Origin of the sequence: Shewanella sp. SM69 (genome assembly GCF_025653985.1) — a bacterium.
Taxonomy (GTDB): domain Bacteria; phylum Pseudomonadota; class Gammaproteobacteria; order Enterobacterales; family Shewanellaceae; genus Shewanella; species Shewanella oncorhynchi.
This window is the reverse complement of the sequence record NZ_JAKKRV010000007.1, coordinates 1-17,068: the sequence shown is the minus strand read 5'-3', so window position 1 is coordinate 17,068 and position 17,068 is coordinate 1. Positions and strand designations below refer to the sequence as shown.

Sequence of the window (17,068 nt, the reverse complement as noted above, 5' to 3'; positions counted from 1 at the left end):
AGAAGAAAGACAGGGTAACCAATGGAAGATTTGCAACTAGTATTGTTCGTTTTAGGCGCCATAGCCATAGTTGCTGTGCTGGTGCATGGATTTTGGTCTATCAGAAGACAACAGCCTAAATCATTGAAAGATAGCCCAATGAGCAACTTTTATAAGAAACAGGCTGAGAAAGGTGAGACGAGTCCGAAGCGGATCGATTCAGAAGGGTTTGATGCCGATGGTATTGGCGCCGTACGCGTGCGCAAAGCCGGTGAACTTGCACCTAACAACGAAACTCCTGCGGCCAACCCTTATTTGAAGCAGGAAGTAAAGCTAGAACCTAAGCCTGAATTTAAACCACAAGAGTTTAAATCAACAGAATTTAAACCAGAGTTGAAAGTTGGCCCTAAACACGAGCCAGTGACAGCTCAGCCTGATTTTAGCTTGCAGCCACCCGTGGCAAAAGAGCAACACCGTGGCCCGAAAGTCTCGCGTCAAGAGCCCGTCTTGAACACTCAAGCGAGCACGCAAACTCCGCCAATGGGTCAATCCCATGCGGCTATCGTCGCGCAAAAAGCGGCTGAGCAGGAACATGCGTTACGTAGTGCAGCTCCGCAGCAAACGGCCTTGTTTGACGAAAATGAATATAAAGAAGATAGCTATCAAGAAGAGGTTGCCGAACAAGCCGCTGAAGATGAGTTAGGTGAACCACGCGACGTACTGGTATTACACGTGGTCGCTAAAGATGGCCTACAGCTTAACGGCGCCGAATTGCTGCCTTGTTTCTTAACTTTGAATTTTAAATATGGTGATATGAATATTTTCCATCGCCATGTGGATAATGCTGGCAATGGTAAAGTATTGTTCTCGATAGCGAATATGCTAAAGCCTGGTGTGTTTGATCCGGATAATATGGAGCAGTTCAGTACCCAAGGCGTGGTGTTTTTCATGACTTTGCCTTGTTACGGTGACGCCCTAATGAACTTTTCGATTATGCTTAACTCGGCGCGTCAACTCGCGGATGATATCGATGCGGTCGTGCTTGACGGACAACGTCAACCTTGGGGTGAGTTCACTAAGCAAGATTATTTACACCGCATTCGCGCTAACGCTTAAGCCGACACCGCAACTTGGCGGTTAATACATTGATGAGGCCGCGATTGCGGCCTCATTTTTTGTGATCTACTTTTTGTGTTCTAAAGAATTCTGGATAAAGAATATGCAAGACATTCAACTCGATACACTTCTGTCTAAAGACGTCACCCCAGAAAACGCATCGCAGGTGATGCAGGCGCTCAGCCAATCGCTGAACGAGCACAACATTCGTTACTATGTAGACGATGCACCGAGCATTACCGATTCTGAGTACGACAGGTTGATGCAGCGTTTACTCAAGTTAGAAGCCTTGTATCCCCATTTGATTGTCGCTGATTCACCGACTCAAAGGGTGGGCGGATTAGCGCTCGCCAAATTTGATCAAATCACGCACCTTAAGCCTATGTTAAGCCTAGATAACGCCTTCGATGAGGCGGATTTCAGTGCTTTCCATAAGCGTGTCACCGATAAAGTGGGTGAGGTGAGCTTTTGTTGTGAGCCTAAACTCGATGGCCTTGCCGTGAGTATCTTGTATCGCCATGGTGTGCTCGAGCGTGCGGCGACGCGCGGCGATGGTTCAGTGGGTGAAGACATCACTGAAAATGTTAAAACCATTAAATCGATCCCGCTTAAATTACGTGGTAATGACTTCCCTGAACTCGTTGAAGTACGCGGCGAGGCTTTTATGCCAAAAGCCGCTTTTGAGGCTTTGAACGATAGAGCACGCGCCAAGGATGAAAAACTCTTTGTTAATCCGCGTAACGCAGCAGCCGGTAGCCTACGTCAACTCGACAGTAAAATTACTGCTGCCCGTTCATTGGCTTTTTATGCCTATGCGCTCGGTGTGGTGGAGCCGGATTCCCATCCGTTAGCTAAAACCCATTTTGAACAGTTGCAACAGCTTAAGTCGTGGGGCTTACCCGTTAGTAGTGAAATCAAAGTCTGCGCTGAACTAAGCCAAGTCTATGATTACTACAAAGACATTCTTACTCGTCGCGGCGATTTAGCCTTTGAAATTGATGGGGTAGTGATGAAAGTTAACGATATTGCCCAGCAGCAACGTTTAGGTTTTGTGGCTAAATCTCCCCGCTGGGCGATTGCCTATAAATTCCCTGCACAGGAAGAAATGACTCTGCTCGAAGGCGTTGATTTTCAAGTAGGGCGCACAGGTGCCGTGACACCAGTAGCACGCTTAAAGCCAGTGTTTGTTGGCGGCGTGACGGTATCAAATGCGACGCTGCACAATGCCGATGAAATTGCCCGCTTAGGCATTAAAGTCGGTGACACTGTGATCATCCGCCGCGCTGGCGATGTGATCCCACAAATTGTTGCCATAGTGCCCGAAAGACGCCCTAAAACGGCGACAGACATTGTATTTCCGCATAATTGCCCTGTGTGTGGCAGTTTAGTCGAGCGCCTAGAAGGTGAGGCTGTGGCTCGCTGCAGCGGCGGTTTGTTTTGTGAGGCGCAGCGTAAAGAAGCGATTAAGCATTTTGCATCCCGCAAGGCTTTAGATATCGATGGCATGGGCGACAAAGTCGTTGAGCAATTAATTGATAAAGAGTTAGTTCAAAGTCCTGCGGATCTGTTTAAGCTCACCGCTTCCATGATGACTATGCTTGACCGCATGGGGATGAAGTCGGCAACCAATTTAGCTGCCGCGATTGAAGCGGCCAAAACGACCACTCTTGCGCGTTTCTTATATGGCTTAGGTATTCGCGAAGTGGGCGAGGCGACGGCAGCAAACCTGGCGGCACACTTTGCCAGTCTAGATGCGCTGCGGGTGGCAACTGTGGAGCAGTTAACTGAAGTGGAAGATGTTGGTGCTGTTGTTGCACAGCATGTGGCCCATTTTTTTGCCCAGCCCCATAACCTTGAAGTTATTGATGCTTTAGTTGCTGCTGGTGTTCATTGGCCCGCCATTCAAGCACCTAGTGCAGATGCTCAGCCGCTTAAAGGCCAAACTTGGGTATTGACTGGCACCTTAAATCAGCTCAATCGCAATGATGCTAAAGCTCAGTTGCAGGCGCTGGGGGCGAAAGTGGCAGGCAGTGTCTCCAAAAATACCGATTGTTTAGTGGCAGGAGAGGCGGCAGGTTCAAAACTGGCTAAAGCGCAGGAGCTTGGTGTTAAAGTGATGGATGAAGATGAGTTGTTAGCCCTTCTCGCGGCCAACGCTTGATTGGCGTCATTTCAGAGAGGGCGTTGGCTTGATGTTGATTCAATGCTGGCTGTAGCGGCTGCAGCCTTGTATCAAGGGGGAAATACCGCCGAATAGCCGATATTAAATAGTGCCTGGCCCAAGGCGCTATTTTTTTGTCTGAAAATAATCAAGGTGCGGAAAGATTATCTGCTTTGGCTATTGAATTAACCGCGATTGGCACCATCTCCTTGATATGCTGTTTTAGATTTTGCTGATTGGAAACCTATTTGAATTTTAGTCACATCACTTGGCTCGATGATAAAGGCCACATTAAACCGCCCATCTTTTTATATGCGCTTTTGGCTTATCTCGCGCGTGGTTGGTGTATTTTTATCGCCTCGCTGACTCAGATGGGTGATCGTTCTGAGTTAGTGCGGATTTTTTACCCTGAAAAGTCAGATTTTTTGCTAGCACTCGGGGCGGGACTTGGCGCGGTTTTGATTTATCTTGTGGTGATAGCTGAACGTCGACGTTCGCCCCAATGGTTAAGACCGATTTTTGTGCATTTAAAATGGGGGTTGTGGTTGCTGTTGATTATTGATGGCGTTTTGTTGGGTCAGCGATTGATCCATGGCCAATTTCTGTTTCATTGGAGTCTTGCTTTAGATGCTTTAATGTTATTTTGGTCGAGTATTTATCTTATTAAATCGAAGCGACTCAGTTATTACCTCCGTGATTGGCCAAAAGAAGAAGCTAAAGAACTTCAGCCTTAGTTTTTATCGTATTGTTATATAATAACTTTATTTAGATCTGAGCGGTGGGGCGCATGACGATGTGTTCTATCCCTCAGTTTGATAAGGATTTTTACCTTATTTCTCCATTGAATGCTTTGAATCATCTATAGTTATATGTACTTAGCTTAAATGTGCCCTGTTGGATACGCAGATGAGGCCATCTGTTTATATCCACATTACATTTGAAAGGAGTCATATTGCGTGGCAAAAGTACCTCAAAAAAAGTTGTTACTGTCAGAAATTCAACTTGGCATGAGAGTCAAGTTGCCTTTGTCATGGACGAACCACCCTTTTTTATTTAACCGTGTTGATATTAGCAGTGCCGCTCAAATCGAAATGATCCGTGGCTTAGGTGTTCCCTATGTTTTTTTGTTATCTGAATTGAATCGCGGATCGGAGACAGTTAGGGAAGATAAGGATGTTGAAGATGAAATTGAAGTTCCACCTGAGCGAGATCTTAAGGCCGATACCCGTAAGGCGATACGTTTAAGCCAAAAACGTTTCCTTGAGAACGTAAATAACTGCAGAAATGTATTTGGCAAGATAGCCAGTGATCCCGAAGGTGCCTATCGATTGTCGGCGTCATTGGTAGAAGACTTGCTCAGCCATCTACAGGAAGTTGAAAAACCTTTCCTCACTTTGGTTGGAATGGATGATAACGATGTCAGTGTGACCCAGCACGGGGTGTCTGTGGCAGTGTTGGCAATGATGATGGGCCATGCGCTGGATTTAAGCCCAAGGGAATTGCGTGATATTGCTCTTGGTAGTTTGTTACATGATATTGGTAAACTTAAGGTACCTGATGTTATTCGCCGTAAGCGCGGAGCCTTAACACCTCATGAGTCAAATTATCTGCAAATGCACCCTAATTTCGCCTATGACATGCTCAATCGTTCCGGATTATTCCCTAAAGAAGTACTACACATTGTGCTACACCACCATGAGTTTATTGACGGTTCAGGTTTCCCTGATGGGTTAACTGACCATAAAATTCCTATCATTACGCAGATCGTGAGTTTGGCAAATGACTACGATCAACAGCTCAGTGGTCAACAAATATCTTCCCCTCAAGTCGCTTTAGGTTATTTGTTTAAGAATCGGGCCACTAAACATGCTGAATCTTTAATCGCTATTTTGGTTAAAATTCTCGGTATTTATCCACCAGGAACCATAGTGAAACTCTCCGATGGCTGTATCGCAAAAGTCATGATGACGACTAAAGATGTGAGTCAACCCCAAGTGTGGGCCTGCAAAGAGGATGGTAGTGAGCCATCGCTGCGTTTTTTAAGTAATGAAGGCGTGACAGTACAAAAAGCCATCAAGGCGGAAGAGTTGTCCGAGGGTGCTATTCGTACCTTACAAGTCGATAAAGGGATTAGTTTTTATTTTAGTTCGCTACAAGCTTGAATCTTATGCGCTAAGTTCCGTATTCTATCCGCTGATGTGATTCCCTTAGGGCTAATATGGCGAATGTAAAAGCAGAAAACAGCGCAGTAAAATCCAGTGTTGCTTTGGTCGGTTGTGGTTGGTTTGGTTTTGCTTTGGCAAAGCAACTTGTCCATGAAGGCTATCGAGTCACTGGCTGTAAGCGCAGTGCCGAAGAATTATCGGTATTAACTGAAGTCGGGATTGAAGCCTATCCGCTGCAATTGGGCCACGAAGCATCATCTGCCCCCGATGCTCAGGCGTTAAGCGGTTTATTTCAGACTGATTATCTGGTGGTCAATATTCCTCCACGGCTAAAGCGTGGTAATGCCGCTTATCTTGAAGAATTACAACAACTCATCGCATTAACTCAAGGCTGGCAATATCAGCGGATTGTGTTTATCAGCACTACGGGCGTATATCCGACCCAAGATAAATTGATGACAGAAGCCGATGCGATGGCAGAATCAAGCGATAGCCAAGTGCTGTTAGATGCTGAAGCTTTATTTCAAGCATTGCCCCATACCTGTATCGTTCGTTTTGCTGGACTCGTCGGTCCTAAACGTCATCCTGGGCGTTTTCTTGCTGGAAAAACCGATGTGAGTGGAGCGAATGTCGCGGTAAATTTAGTCCATCTTAGCGACTGTGTGCGCGCCGTTAGCGCCATTCTCGCGGCAACTCATTCTGGATTATCAGTGGCGCCGATTTATAATCTTTGCGCACCTTCACATCCGACTAAAGCTGAGTTTTATCAAGCTGCTGCTGAATCTATAGGTTTAGTCGCGCCAGAATTTAATCAACAATCTATGCCGAGTAAAGTCATCCAAGCTGACGCGATTGTCACGGATTTAGGCTTTCGATATCAGTATGTTTCGCCGCTGGATATGCTAGCGGCATGTTGAGAAAGGTTCATTACTGTAAAAGGTAAAAGTTGAACTTTTAGGTTATCTTTGAGTTCCAAATTTGCTTGAGCAAATGTGTAATCCTTATTTAAACAAATGACGAATAAAAAGAGACAATATAATGAGCGTGTTTAATCGAGTTCGACCTATAGCAGTATTTGCGTGCGGATTAATGCTGAGTGCCAGCTTTGCCCTGCAGGCTGCAAGTTTCGAAGAAGGCAAGGATTACGTCACTGTGGCGGGCATTACCGAAGCACAAAAGCCAGTGCTGCGGGAGTTTTTTTCTTATAACTGCACACATTGTTATAAGCAAGAACCGCTCATCGAGTCGACAGTAAAGCTGCTTGGCAAAGATGTGGCCTTTGAGCGTACACCCGTTGGTGCAGGTCGTCCCGCTTGGGAATTGAGCCAGTTTGCCTATTATATGGCGCAAAAATTAAAGATGACTAAGCAAACCCATGGTGCCATTTTTAAGCAAATTCATGAGAAAGGTGAGCAATTTACCACCCTTGGGCAAGTAAAAGCCTTTTTCCTTGCCCAAGGCGCTAGGGTGGATGATGTCGATGCCGCGATGAATTCCGTCGATGCTAAATTTACCCTAATGAATTATGACTCTCAAGCTGAGCTTGCTGGGATCAAGGGGGTACCGTCATTACTGGTTAATGGCCGTTATATGCTGACCTCAACCGCACATACCGCAGAAGAATTGGCGGCGTTAGTGAGGTTTTTAGCTGCGAAGTAACGGCATTTTATAGACGGACGGCACGCGATGTACCATGCGATGAAAGTAGCTTTTTGCGAGTAACGCTTAGTCACGTTTCCTCAAGGTAGATTGAGTAACCCAGCATAGGCTGGGTTATTTTTTGTTGTAAACCTGCAAGGAGGCAGTGAGTCAAACCCTAACATTTTGACGAAATAACATGAGGAAATGAAACGGTAAGCAATTGACCTGACCTAGGTTTGATGAAATGAAACGTCTCTAATTAATTGAGAAACTCATGATTAAAACTCTCAATAATCTAGGCTAAAAATCTCAATTATCTGATTTTTAACCAGTCTAGAGCCGTATTAAAGGTCATTTAAATTTCTAATTTCCCTAGTTCAGACAATAAGTTATTTCTATTTATGGGTTGTAAATCCTCTTTCTCCATTCACATCCCACTCATTCATGTTCGACATTGGTCTAACCTGTTAAAAAAGTTAAAACCGCATCAAAATGTAATATCATTGTTAACTCTTTGAATTTGTTTCTATTCGCTATTTGCAGACAGTGTTTTGAATCACGGGTTAGACGAAAGTCGTGATTGTGCTCACACCAGCTGTTGCTAGATTAAACATGACTTAAAATTAAAACAGCATAGGGGAGTCACTATGGGTTTTGAAAACAACGACAAGGCAAAGGGTTATTGGCGCGAGAATATTCGTCTCGTACTGAGCTTATTAGCCATTTGGGCGGCAGTTTCTTTTGGATGCGGCATTTTATTGGTTGATGTACTCAATGAAGTCCATTTCATGGGATTCAAATTAGGTTTCTGGTTTGCACAACAGGGATCTATGTATGTATTCGTTGCGCTTATCTTTGTCTACGCGGCAAAAGCCAACGCCTTAGATAAAAAATATAACGTACAAGAAGACTAAGGAGCTTTGAGATGGATGTTCAAACACTCACATATATTATCGTAGGGCTCTCATTTGCGCTCTACATTGGGATTGCAATCTGGACCCGTGCGGGTTCAACCAAAGAGTTCTATGTTGCTGGCGGCGGTGTTCACCCTGTGGTGAACGGTATGGCAACGGCGGCAGATTGGATGTCAGCGGCGTCATTTATTTCGTTAGCGGGTATTGTGTCTTTCGTCGGTTACGATGGTAGCGTGTACTTGATGGGCTGGACGGGCGGCTACGTATTGCTTGCCCTTTGTATGGCACCGTATTTACGTAAATTTGGTAAGTTTACTGTGCCAGATTTCGTCGGTGAGCGTTATTACTCACAGGCGGCACGTACTGTAGCGGTTATCTGTGCCATCTTTATTTGCTTTACGTATATTGCAGGGCAAATGCGCGGTGTGGGTGTTGTGTTCTCGCGCTTCCTTGAAGTGGAGGTGGATACTGGCGTATATATCGGTATGGCGGTCGTGTTCTTCTACGCGGTACTCGGTGGTATGAAAGGGATTACCTACACTCAGGTTGCCCAATACTGCGTACTGATTTTCGCCTTTATGGTTCCGGCTATTTTCCTTTCAGTGATGATGACAGGCCACTTAGTTCCGCAAATTGGTTTTGGTGCTGAGTTACTGGATGCCGCTGGCAATAATAGCGGTGTGTATTTGTTAGAAAAACTCAATAACGTTTCGGTTGAGCTCGGCTTTGCACCTTACACCGACGGTTCTAAGAGCATGATAGATGTGTTCTGTATTACGGGTGCCTTGATGGTGGGTACTGCGGGTTTACCCCATGTTATCGTGCGTTTCTTCACTGTACCTAAGGTGAAAGATGCACGTATCACTGCAGGATGGTCGCTTGTTTTTATTGCGATTATGTACACCACAGTGCCTGCGTTAGCAGCGTTCTCCCGCGTGAACATGATTGAAACTATTAACGGTCCCGATTCTAAAGGTGTGGCTTATGAGTCTGCACCAGATTGGATTAAGAACTGGGAAAAAACCGGTTTGATTAAGTGGGATGACAAAAATGGCGACGGTAAAATTTACTATTCGTCAGGTAAGATTGAAGATCCCGCTAGCAAAAATGAAATGAAGATTGATAACGATATTATCGTACTTGCTACGCCAGAAATCGCTAATTTACCAGCTTGGGTTATCGCCCTTGTGGCGGCGGGTGGTTTAGCAGCTGCGTTATCAACATCTGCAGGCTTGCTATTGGTGATTTCAACGTCGGTTTCACACGACCTATTGAAAAAGAATTTAATGCCTAACCTTTCCGATAAAAAAGAGCTGCTATATGCTCGCTTGGCGGCAGGTATTGGCATTGTGATTGCGGGTTACTTTGGGGTGAACCCTCCTGGTTTCGTGGCGGCAGTGGTGGCATTCGCCTTCGGATTAGCGGCTTCCTCACTGTTCCCTGCCATTGTTATGGGTATTTTCTCTAAGACAATGAATAAAGAAGGTGCGATTGCTGGTATGTTAACGGGTCTGCTGTTTACTGCTGGTTATATCATCTACTTCAAGTTTGTTGATCCAACGGCTAACATAGCTGCTAACTGGTTCCTGGGTATTTCACCAGAAGGTATTGGTATGGTAGGCATGTTAGTGAACTTCGGTGTGGCAGCGATAGTGAGTCGAGTCACTGCGGCAACACCACTGCATGTTCAGGAGATGGTTGAATCGATTCGTTTCCCTAAAGGTTCGGGTGAAGCAAGCGGCCACTAACCTTACTGCGTAATGGTGAGTACCAACACAAGAGAGCGCTTCGGCGCTCTTTTTTATGGCTCTTTTGGCCAGCCTTTATGATTCTGTGGGGAGTCACTTTATTATGCTTGCGGCTGACTTTAGTCGAATGTAGCGTAGCGACAATGCAGGCTATAGTGATGACATCTCAGTAAAAATTCGCCTAAAGAAGGTGTTGCCTATGAATGCCAGTGAGTTACAACCCGTAGTGCAATTTCTACAGGGACTTGTGCCCTTTGATGCTCTACCTGAGGATGTAGTTGTGCGCTGCGCTAAGGCTGTTACTGTTGGGTATTACAGCAAGGCCTCTGGTTATGTTAATTTCGACGCGAATTCGCCTAAGTTGTATATGGTGCGAAGCGGCGCCTTTGAAGTGCGCGATCCTGACGGCGTGTTGGTGGATAGAGTGGGCGAGGGTGAGTTTTTTGGCTTTTCTACTTTGTTATCAGGGGAAAAAGTCGTTAATAAAGTCGCTATTCTTGAAGATGGTCTAGTTTATCATCTGCCCCAAGCCTTATTTGATAGTCTTAGGAGTGAGAGTCGTCACTTCGATAAGTTTTTTACCCGCGCCTTCGCAAAGCGTTTACGCCATGAGGCCCGCTTTAAGGCAAAGGATCTGACGACCACAAGTCGGATCAGCACGTTAATGTCTTCCACTCCCATCGTTATTGATGCCAAAGCTAGCGTGACTCAGGCGGCACTCTTGATGCGAAATCGCCGAGTATCGTCCTTATTGGTGACGGATAATCATAAATTGGTTGGCATCTTAACCGATAAGGATTTGCGTAATCGCGTGTTAGCAGCAGGGCTTGATGGCGGCGTTGCTGTGCATCAAGCCATGACGGTTTCACCTATCTCGATTTCCTCCAATGCATTGATTTTTGAAGCTATGCTGCTGATGAGCGAGCATAACATTCATCACTTACCTATTATCGATCAAGATAAAGCTATCGGTATGGTGACCAGTACTGACATCTTGCGCGGGCAGGGCTCACAACCGCTACTGTTGATTGGTGAGATTGAACGGCAGCAGGATCTTGCCAGTTTAATTGGCGTCAGTAAGCAAATTCCCCTATTGCTGCAAAATCTTATTAGTGCCGATGCCAGAGCTGAAGAAATTGGCCGAGTGTTAACCTCTGTCACCGATGCGCTGACGCGGCGATTAATTGTGCTCAATCAGCAATTACTCGGTGAACCGCCCATGGCCTTTTGCTGGTTGGCATTTGGCTCGCAGGGACGACAAGATCAGGCTGCGTGTTCAGATCAAGATAATGGCTTGTTAGTCGCAGAAGAGATGGATGATTTTGCTAAAGGTTATTTTGATGCCTTAACCCATGCCGTGTGCGCAGGGCTTGACCAATGCGGTTATGAATTTTGTCCCGGCAATATTATGGCGCAAAATCCCCAATGGCGGATGTCACTCAAACAGTGGCAACAGGTATTTGAAAAATGGGTCATAACGCCTGAGCCTAAGGCGTTAATGCACGCCAGCATCTTCTTCGATATGCGATCGGTTTACGGTCCACAAACCCTTTTTGATGCCTTACAGGATAAAGTCTTAGCTCAAACCCGCGATAACGATATTTTCCTCGCGGGTATGACTGGCAATTCGCTGCTGGAGTCACCGCCGCTTGGATTTTTCCGCAAATTTGTACTCGAGCGGGATGGTAGCGAAGTTAAAGGCATAGATTTGAAGCATAAAGGTAATGCTTTGATTAACGATATTGCCCGTGTTTATGCCTTGTCTGCGGGCATTAAAGAAGTGAATACTGCAAAACGTATTCGTGCCTTGATGGATGCGAATATTCTTAATCGACAAGATGCGCTCAATTTGGCTGATGCCCACGAGTTTATCGCCCATATGCGGTTATCGAACCAAGGTTATCAACATAATCAAGGGGTAGAGGTGAGTAATTATTTGCTGCCTGGGCATTTATCTTCGCTGGTTCGTCATCAGTTACGTGACGCTTTTAAAGTCGTACATGAGGCGCAGGCGGGGATGAAGATGAAATTTATGCGAAGCTTTTGATATGAATACATTGTTGCTGAAAACTCAGCTCAATTGGCGGGCGCTGCGTTGCCAACATCATTTATTTAAAGGCTATTATCAGTCGCTGTTGCCTCTGCCGGCAATGCCGTTATCCGAAGCGCCGTTAACGGCGATGGATTTGGAGATGACAGGGCTCAATCCACAGCAAGACCAAATTCTCAGCATTGGATTGGTGCCGATTGAGCGCGGTGAGATCCCGTTGGCACGCGCCGAGCAAAAGTTAGTGCAAATTCGCGGTAGTGTAGGCCAAAGTGCGACGATCCACGGCATTCTTGATAATCATTTGGTACAAGCCGTCACCATTGAGGAAGCCATGGGCTGGTTTATCAATCAAACCTATGGACGCGTGCTGGTGGCACATCATGCCCCTTTAGATTGTCGTTTTTTACAGCAGGATTTATTGACGATTTATCATCAAGCCATTGTTTTACCTGCAATTGATACTTTAATGGTTGAAAAGCACCGTTTACTACGGGAGCACTCAGTGATTAAAGAGGGGAGTTTGAGCCTTGGCGCTTGTCGCGAGCGTTATGGTTTACCTATTTATGCGGCCCATAGCGCGCTGACCGATGCCTTAGCTTGTGGGGAATTATTACTCGCGCAAATGGCCGCCATGGGCGGTGCAGCAAAGCTTACTGTGGCTGATTTACTGCAAAAATCGACTTAGTCAGTGTTAACAGAAATCACTCTTTGTGGTGAGTGAATCCATTTGAGATGGATTGATTTCACTTTGATTTCATCTTAGGTTAATCACTGACAAGCTAAACTCAGTTGACATTTAATCCTCTGTTCAAATTCAACCTGCCGTTAACTTGGCAATCCAACCAACTTGTACTTCACTCTACTAAGTTGAGAGTGTAGGAGAATATGATGCCGTTACCTTTACTTTGGGTGGGTGGTGCCGTAATCGGTGCGGTTTTGCTGGCCGATGAGCGCGAGCAGCGTCAACAGCTTGAGCGTGACAGATTACTCGGTAAGGCCCCTAAGTACCCCGTTGCCAATCGCGCTATGGTGGCACCGCCGAGTCAATGGCAAAAGGGATTAAAACAAGTATCGCCAATTCCTGGCAGTATCGTCTGTTGTTATGTTTTTGGCGTGATTGAGCATACTGGCATTTGGCTTGGTGATGATTGCCTCGTAGAGTTACATGGCTCAGGGCTGGTGCGGGCTGTATCGGTAAAGCGTTTTTTAGCGGGACGGACCGGTAGCCAAATCTATCTTGCCTGTAATCACCAACATCAGCCTCTTATTGCCGACTCTGTGTTGCCCCGCGCTGAACAGGCGATTTATCAGTATCGGGAATATGATTTATTCGACAATAATTGCCATCGATTTGTCTGGTCTTGTATTAGTGGCAGCGAAGGCGTGGTTAAAGGCTTTAACGAGTTAAATCAAAAACTCGCCGAACATTTTAATCAAGCTATCTATTGGGATGAGATGATCATTAGCAAGCTGAATGAATAAGTTCTGTAGTCATATACTAAAAAAGCCATCGATTAAGATGGCTTTTATGTTTTAGTGAAACACTATGTAATCGTTTTGCAGAAACCGTTTACGGCTTACAAAAATAATCTACAGCGCGTTTGACTAACTCTATGCCTGTTTTATCGCAAGGCGGTAACTCGGCATCACTGATATTGATAGGTGTGACGCGATTTCCCCATTGTAGCAAGAGTGCGGCAGAGGTTAAGCCTGCGCCAAAGGCACAAGAGAGTATGGTTTGATTCGGCTTGATAATGCCTTGTTCTAACGCATCACAAATGGCAATTGGAATCGTTGCCGCCGAGGTATTGCCATAATTAGCGATGTTCACGAAGGCTTTTTCTTTCGGGATTTTCATTCGGCTAACTAAGGTATCAATAATACGTTCGTTGGCTTGATGCGGGATCACGAGATCCACTTCATCCTTATCAACACCACATTTTTCAAGCACTTTAGTGCTCAATTTATTCATTCCGTTAATCGCACGCTTGAAGATTTCTTGGCCATCGAATTCAATGAAAAAGTCCAATGAGTCGGCTGAGAATCTGTCCATCGCCGTGCCAAAGCCTGCTTTCAGAATATCACGACCTTCAGGATCGTTATTTAGCTCATAACCGAGCACGCCACCGGCAACATCTGTCGCTTCAACCACAACGGCACCCGCACCATCACCAAATAGCACTGCAGTTTCGCGGCGCGACCAATCTAAATAGAAAGATAAACGTTCAGCACCAATGACTAATACTTTCTTGCTCTGGCCACTCTTGATTTGTGAGCTGGCTAAACCTAATCCATATAAGAAGCCACTGCAGGCAGCATTGATATCGAATGCGGCACAACTGGCGCCAATATTAGCTTGTACAGTGGATGCAATATTTGGGATCAAAGTGTCTGGGCTGGCACTGGCCAGAATGATCATGTCGATTTCACTGCCATCAATACCCGCTGCTGCGAGCGCACGTTGTGCTGCAACTGAAGCAAGTTCAGAGGTATTTACATGACTGATATGGCGTTGGCTGATCCCTGTGCGAGATTTAATCCATTCGTCGGATGTCTCGATAAAGGTAGCAAGATCATCGTTGGTCAGCGTGGCTGGTGGAACACATTTGCCCCAACCTGTGATAGTGGCGTACTGCATGGTGGTTTCTCTCAAATAAAAAAGGCAGAACCTGAGCGCTGCCTTGAATCGACAACAAAGCTTATCGGCAACTCTAATGGCCGTCCGTGATCTAGACCACCTGTTTGGCGACGAGATCTCGAATTGTCATTGCGGCATGCAGAATATGATGACGCAGTAGCGCCGTCGCTTTTTCTGTTTCTCTCAGTTTGCAGTGGTTGAGCAAAGCCCTGTGCTCATGCTCTGCGGCAGGAATTCCCCCCGCGAGCAATAACTGCAAACGAATGTATCTATCACAATTAGTATTGAGGCCGTGAACAACCTCAAGGGTGTGTGGGCGATTAGCCGCCTGATATAAGCAAGTGTGAAATTGCGTATTCAACTCGCTCCAACTGGCGACGGCATCTTCATGTTTGAAGGCCGACTCCAATTGTTCGAGTACACGTTCTGCTTTTTCTAAATCAGCCTCTTGAAGTCGTGGGATCGCTTTCGCAAGCAGATCGGTTTCGATCATTGCACGTAATTCAAAAAGTTCGGTGACTTGTTCGACGGATAACACGGTCGCAGTCGCACCTTTATGGGGCTCAAACTTAACGAGTCCTTCGGCTTCGAGTTGCAATAACGCTTCTCTCACCGGAATACGGCTGACATTTAACGCTTCAGCCAAGGCACTTTGTCTGAGGGGTTCTCCTGCGGCTATGTCACCTGAAAGAATTCTCTCTCTGAGCACTTCCACAACTAACTGAGTGCGGGTTTTGTGAACGATAGGCGTAGTTCGACTCATTATTTCCGTCTATTTCGGGTATTTTCTCGTTATTTGCCCAAGATTACCGTTAAAAACACCACAAATAAAGGGAAATGCTTGATTGAGTGCAGTACCTAAGAGACTAACAATGCCCAAAAGACGGGGTTTATTTGTGGTTTTCTCTTACGATTTGAAGCGCATTACTTGCGAGTGGCTTCGATGGCTTCGATGGCAACGGTGGCAATTATTTGTAAAAACGCTGTTCAGCTTCTTCAATTGAGTATTTTGATTAAAATAGTGCAATTACACATTTCACTGCTGGATTTTTGGGACTCTAATTTGGTGGGACAATTGCTATCTCGCATAGACACAAGCTGTGCATAGAGATTTGCCTGTACAGCCACGAAATATCACTAACGCGCAATTTAGCGCTAAAAGCATAACTTCGCGGTGCAATTTCTGATAATGAATGGAATAATAGCGCTATAACGCCTTAGGCGATTTGGGAGTATTACAGTGAGTCGAGCAGTATTTTTAGACCGTGATGGTGTTATTAACAAAGACCATGGTTATGTCCACCTAGTGGATGACTTCGAATATATTGACGGTGTGTTTGAATCTTGCCTCTCTTTAAAGGAAATGGGCTACAAGTTAGTTGTTGTTACTAATCAATCTGGTATTGCCCGTGGCATGTATACTGAAGACCAATTCCACAGCTTAACGGAGTGGATGGATTGGAACTTTGCCGACAAAGGGGTCGAGCTCGATGGTATTTACTATTGCCCGCATCATGCCGAAAAAGGTATAGGGGAATATAAGGTCGATTGTGATTGCCGCAAACCTAAGCCGGGTATGCTTAATGATGCGGCGCAATTCTTAAAAATCGACTTAGCGCACTCAGTCATGGTTGGCGACAAAGCCGAAGATATGCAGGCTGCGAAAGCGGCGGGCGTGACTACTCGTATATTAGTGCGCAGTGGTAAGGTTATTGCCGATGACAGTGATGCCACAGTGGTACTCGACAGTATTGCCGATGTGCCAGCTTACTTAAAAAGCGTGGGTTAGTTGGAGTTCTACTACTTATAATCAGTTCATCATGGGCTGATTCGTCAACCAAGGTTGCGATATAAGCTGTGCCAGCTGTCGCTCTTGTTCGATAGAAATCAGAAGTAAAGCTATCTCGCATGAGATAAAGAGCTAACCAATAGGTTGGCTCTTGTCATTTCTAGCGCTGAGTTAACCTCATCTTTTGCCTTAATCCGGCACAAATTCGATAATATTGGCGTAAAAACACACTTTTAGTTCAAAAAGTGTGCGCTTGAATCGTTTTTTCGTAATTATTCGCGCCAAAGGGGTTGCGGTAAAATCTGACATCCCTATAATGCGCATCCACTGACCCAGCGGGGTCAAGGGTTAAACGCTGAATAAGCTGATAACCACGCTCTTTAACAATTTATCAAGCAAATCTGTGTGGACACTCACAGGTGTTGAGTTAATCGAAACTGCTTAGCCTTCGGGTTGGCAGTAAAAAATTTAAATCAATGTTTTCAAGTCATTCTCCTCAACGAGAAGCGTGATTGAGTGTTCATAGTAATATGTACATACAGTAATGTATGAATTGAAACGTGATGCTTTTTAGTGAGCAAAGCGAATCAAAACAGTAGAATTCATTGAGCCGCTGAAGTCGCAAGACGGAAGCAACAAAACTTTAATTGAAGAGTTTGATCATGGCTCAGATTGAACGCTGGCGGCAGGCCTAACACATGCAAGTCGAGCGGCAGCACAAGGGAGTTTACTCCTGAGGTGGCGAGCGGCGGACGGGTGAGTAATGCCTAGGGATCTGCCCAGTCGAGGGGGATAACAGTTGGAAACGACTGCTAATACCGCATACGCCCTACGGGGGAAAGGAGGGGACCTTCGGGCCTTCCGCGA

14 protein-coding genes and 1 rRNA gene are annotated in these 17,068 nt (G+C 45.6%); 13 read left to right on the top strand and 2 right to left on the bottom strand.

What is annotated here, in order from left to right:
* Positions 1-21: 21 nt before the first annotated feature.
* From zipA to L5M37_RS11075, 11 genes are all read left to right on the top strand, one after another.
* Positions 22-1,095, top strand: a complete 1,074-nt coding sequence (gene zipA, locus L5M37_RS11125; protein ID WP_263200498.1) for a cell division protein ZipA — start codon at positions 22-24, stop codon at positions 1,093-1,095.
* Between the two features lie 103 nt (positions 1,096-1,198).
* The gene (gene ligA / locus L5M37_RS11120; RefSeq protein WP_263200496.1) at positions 1,199-3,256 is read left to right on the top strand and encodes an NAD-dependent DNA ligase LigA; all 2,058 of its coding nucleotides are present in this window, start codon (positions 1,199-1,201) and stop codon (positions 3,254-3,256) included.
* 248 nt (positions 3,257-3,504) lie between these two features.
* A complete protein-coding gene (locus tag L5M37_RS11115; RefSeq protein ID WP_131523553.1) occupies positions 3,505-3,990 on the top strand; it encodes a DUF2919 domain-containing protein in 486 nt (161 codons plus the stop codon).
* Positions 3,991-4,212: 222 nt separating this feature from the next.
* Positions 4,213-5,418 (top strand): HD-GYP domain-containing protein, encoded by a 1,206-nt coding sequence (locus L5M37_RS11110; RefSeq protein WP_263200494.1) that lies wholly within the window; start codon positions 4,213-4,215, stop codon positions 5,416-5,418.
* A 56-nt stretch (positions 5,419-5,474) separates the two neighbouring features.
* A complete protein-coding gene (locus tag L5M37_RS11105) occupies positions 5,475-6,338 on the top strand; it encodes an NAD(P)-binding domain-containing protein (RefSeq protein ID WP_263200493.1) in 864 nt (287 codons plus the stop codon).
* Positions 6,339-6,459: 121 nt separating this feature from the next.
* On the top strand, positions 6,460-7,080 hold the full coding sequence (locus L5M37_RS11100) for a thiol:disulfide interchange protein DsbA/DsbL (RefSeq protein WP_263200491.1): 621 nt from the start codon (positions 6,460-6,462) through the stop codon (positions 7,078-7,080).
* Between the two features lie 629 nt (positions 7,081-7,709).
* Positions 7,710-7,976, top strand: a complete 267-nt coding sequence (locus tag L5M37_RS11095; protein WP_006082142.1) for a DUF4212 domain-containing protein — start codon at positions 7,710-7,712, stop codon at positions 7,974-7,976.
* An 11-nt stretch (positions 7,977-7,987) separates the two neighbouring features.
* Positions 7,988-9,724: a sodium:solute symporter family protein gene (locus tag L5M37_RS11090; RefSeq protein ID WP_028760955.1), complete on the top strand. Its 1,737-nt coding sequence runs from the start codon at positions 7,988-7,990 to the stop codon at positions 9,722-9,724.
* Positions 9,725-9,923: 199 nt separating this feature from the next.
* Entirely contained in the window at positions 9,924-11,771 is a 1,848-nt protein-coding gene (locus tag L5M37_RS11085; protein WP_173244173.1) for a DUF294 nucleotidyltransferase-like domain-containing protein, read from the top strand.
* A gap of 1 nt (position 11,772) precedes the next feature.
* Complete coding sequence (locus L5M37_RS11080; RefSeq protein ID WP_263200490.1) at positions 11,773-12,459, top strand: exonuclease domain-containing protein; 687 nt, start codon at positions 11,773-11,775, stop codon at positions 12,457-12,459.
* 203 nt (positions 12,460-12,662) lie between these two features.
* A complete protein-coding gene (locus tag L5M37_RS11075; RefSeq protein WP_263200595.1) occupies positions 12,663-13,256 on the top strand; it encodes a lecithin retinol acyltransferase family protein in 594 nt (197 codons plus the stop codon).
* Positions 13,257-13,344: 88 nt separating this feature from the next.
* Here the strand turns inward: L5M37_RS11075 and L5M37_RS11070 are convergent, their stop codons facing one another.
* Both L5M37_RS11070 and L5M37_RS11065 read right to left on the bottom strand, forming a co-directional pair.
* On the bottom strand, positions 13,345-14,412 hold the full coding sequence (locus tag L5M37_RS11070; protein WP_028760951.1) for a ketoacyl-ACP synthase III: 1,068 nt from the start codon (positions 14,410-14,412) through the stop codon (positions 13,345-13,347).
* Positions 14,413-14,503: 91 nt separating this feature from the next.
* Positions 14,504-15,175 (bottom strand): GntR family transcriptional regulator, encoded by a 672-nt coding sequence (locus tag L5M37_RS11065; protein ID WP_028760950.1) that lies wholly within the window; start codon positions 15,173-15,175, stop codon positions 14,504-14,506.
* 477 nt (positions 15,176-15,652) lie between these two features.
* Here L5M37_RS11065 and gmhB point away from each other — a divergent pair, with 477 nt between their 5' ends.
* Positions 15,653-16,201, top strand: a complete 549-nt coding sequence (gene gmhB / locus L5M37_RS11060) for a D-glycero-beta-D-manno-heptose 1,7-bisphosphate 7-phosphatase (protein ID WP_263166084.1) — start codon at positions 15,653-15,655, stop codon at positions 16,199-16,201.
* Between the two features lie 644 nt (positions 16,202-16,845).
* A 16S ribosomal RNA gene (locus tag L5M37_RS11055) occupies positions 16,846-17,068 on the top strand; the annotation flags it as partial.